Raw genomic sequence first — 1,700 nt, 5'->3', positions numbered from 1 at the left:
CTCATGTCTTCATATGCGACAACCACCCCATGCGGTGAGGTCGTTCGAACAAATGCCGAGCCCGTGCGACAAACCCGTGCCGGCTGCGCATTCCCAGCATGTCACCGCGCGCCGAATCTGATTTGAGGATCCCCATGATCGATCGTCGTCTCCTGCTTCTCGGCCTCGCCGGCGTATTCGCCACGTCCCCGCTGCACGCGCAGAGCCCTGCCGCCAACGAGCCCGCCGGCATCATGACCGCGATCTACACCCGCGTGGCCAAGGGCAAGGGCGAGGACGGCGGCAGCTTCGTCATCGCGGACAAGGCGGCGCGCGCGAAATATCTGTCGAAGGCACTGGCGGCCCAATGGGCCAGGATGGATGCCCGCACGCCCAAGGGCGAGGTCGGCGCGGTCGATTTCGATCCGATCACCAATTCGCAGGATCCGGATGTCGCCTCGTTCAAGGTGGTTTCGGAGAAGCAGGAGGCCGACAAGGCGACCATCGCCGTCACCCTCACCGGCCATCGCCTGGAGCGCAAGGAACAGGCCGACAACGTCATTCGTTACGACTTCGTCCGCGATGCCGGCCAATGGAAGATCGACGACATCCGCGGCGCCGTCGACGGCAAGCCGTGGTCGATCCGCGACATGCTGGCGGAGTTCATCAAGCTGACCGACAAACCGAAACGAAAGTAGCGCTTAAGAGGAGCGACCATGACCGCCGTCCGCGACAACAAGGCCGAGAGCCGCTTCGAGCTCGACATCGACGGCAGCATCGCCTTTGCCAACTACCGCGCGACGCCGCAGGCGGTCATCATCACCCACACCGAGACGCCGCGTCCGCTGCGCGGGCGGGGCATCGCCTCCGAGCTGGTCAAGGGGGCGCTGGAGCTGATCCGCGCCGACGGCCGCAAGGTGGCCGCCGGCTGCAGCTTCGTCGCCGATTACCTCCGAGACCATCCGGAGAACCGGGACATCATGGCCTGACGGACCGTAGAACTACCGAGCACGACGATTGAAGCCCGCTTTTTAACTCCGTGGCTACCCGGATGGATCAGCAATTCCCCGCCGTACAAACAACCAGACCAATGGGGAGAGGCACATGTTCATCACGGCCATTTTCGACGTTCTCAAGCGCTACGTCCACTATCGCACCCAGCTCGCCTACGTCGACCAGCTCGACGAGCGCACGCTGCGCGACATCGGCTTTACCCGCGACCAGCTGCATGCCGAAGCCTGGGAGCGCGCGGCCTTCGTGCGCGCCTGAGACGCCCGCGCGCCGACGCGCAGGCCGGCGAGCACGCTTTCATCAAACACGACAAAGGCCCGCAAGATGGCGGGCCTTTCGCTTTTTTGCAGTCGCGCACGCAAGCTCAGTGCTTGATCTCCGGCGGCAGCTTGCCGCCATTGGCCGCGAGCTTGCTCATGACCTGCTTGTGCAGCCAGACGTTCATGCTGGCGGAGTCGTTGGTGTCGCCGGTGTAGCCGAGCTCCTTGGCGAGCTCCTTGCGGGCCGCGAGGCTCGAATCGATGTCGAGCGCCTTCATCAGGTCGACGATCGAGGTGCGCCACTCCAGCTTCTCGTGCTTGGCGGCCGCGGCCTTGTCGACGATCGCGGCCACGTCGACGCTTTGCGGCGCCGCAGCAGGCGCAGCCGCCGGAGCCGCGGCGGTGCTGGTGTCAGCCGCCGGCGCGCTGCCGCCCGCAGCAGGCGCGCCG

General features: G+C 65.6%; 4 protein-coding genes. 3 read left to right on the top strand and 1 reads right to left on the bottom strand.

Annotation, left to right across the window (positions count from 1 at the left end; translation table 11 throughout):
- Positions 1-134 precede the first annotated feature (134 nt).
- The 3 genes from BRAS3809_RS14475 to BRAS3809_RS34865 all read left to right on the top strand — a co-directional run bounded on the left by BRAS3809_RS14475 (position 135) and on the right by BRAS3809_RS34865 (position 1,248).
- Positions 135-677, top strand: a complete 543-nt coding sequence (locus tag BRAS3809_RS14475; RefSeq protein WP_008962855.1) for a DUF3828 domain-containing protein — start codon at positions 135-137, stop codon at positions 675-677.
- Positions 678-695: 18 nt separating this feature from the next.
- The gene (locus BRAS3809_RS14470; protein ID WP_008962854.1) at positions 696-968 is read left to right on the top strand and encodes a GNAT family N-acetyltransferase; all 273 of its coding nucleotides are present in this window, start codon (positions 696-698) and stop codon (positions 966-968) included.
- Positions 969-1,083: 115 nt separating this feature from the next.
- Positions 1,084-1,248 (top strand): YjiS-like domain-containing protein, encoded by a 165-nt coding sequence (locus BRAS3809_RS34865; protein WP_008962853.1) that lies wholly within the window; start codon positions 1,084-1,086, stop codon positions 1,246-1,248.
- A gap of 106 nt (positions 1,249-1,354) precedes the next feature.
- Here the strand turns inward: BRAS3809_RS34865 and BRAS3809_RS14465 are convergent.
- A partial coding sequence (locus BRAS3809_RS14465; protein WP_035656311.1) for a DUF3597 domain-containing protein occupies positions 1,355-1,700 on the bottom strand: 346 nt, incomplete at its 5' end.

Source organism: Bradyrhizobium sp. STM 3809 (assembly GCF_000239795.1).
Classification (GTDB): Bacteria; Pseudomonadota; Alphaproteobacteria; order Rhizobiales; family Xanthobacteraceae; genus Bradyrhizobium.
The sequence above is the reverse complement of the archived record's forward strand: the minus strand, read 5'-3'. Positions and strand labels throughout refer to the sequence as shown.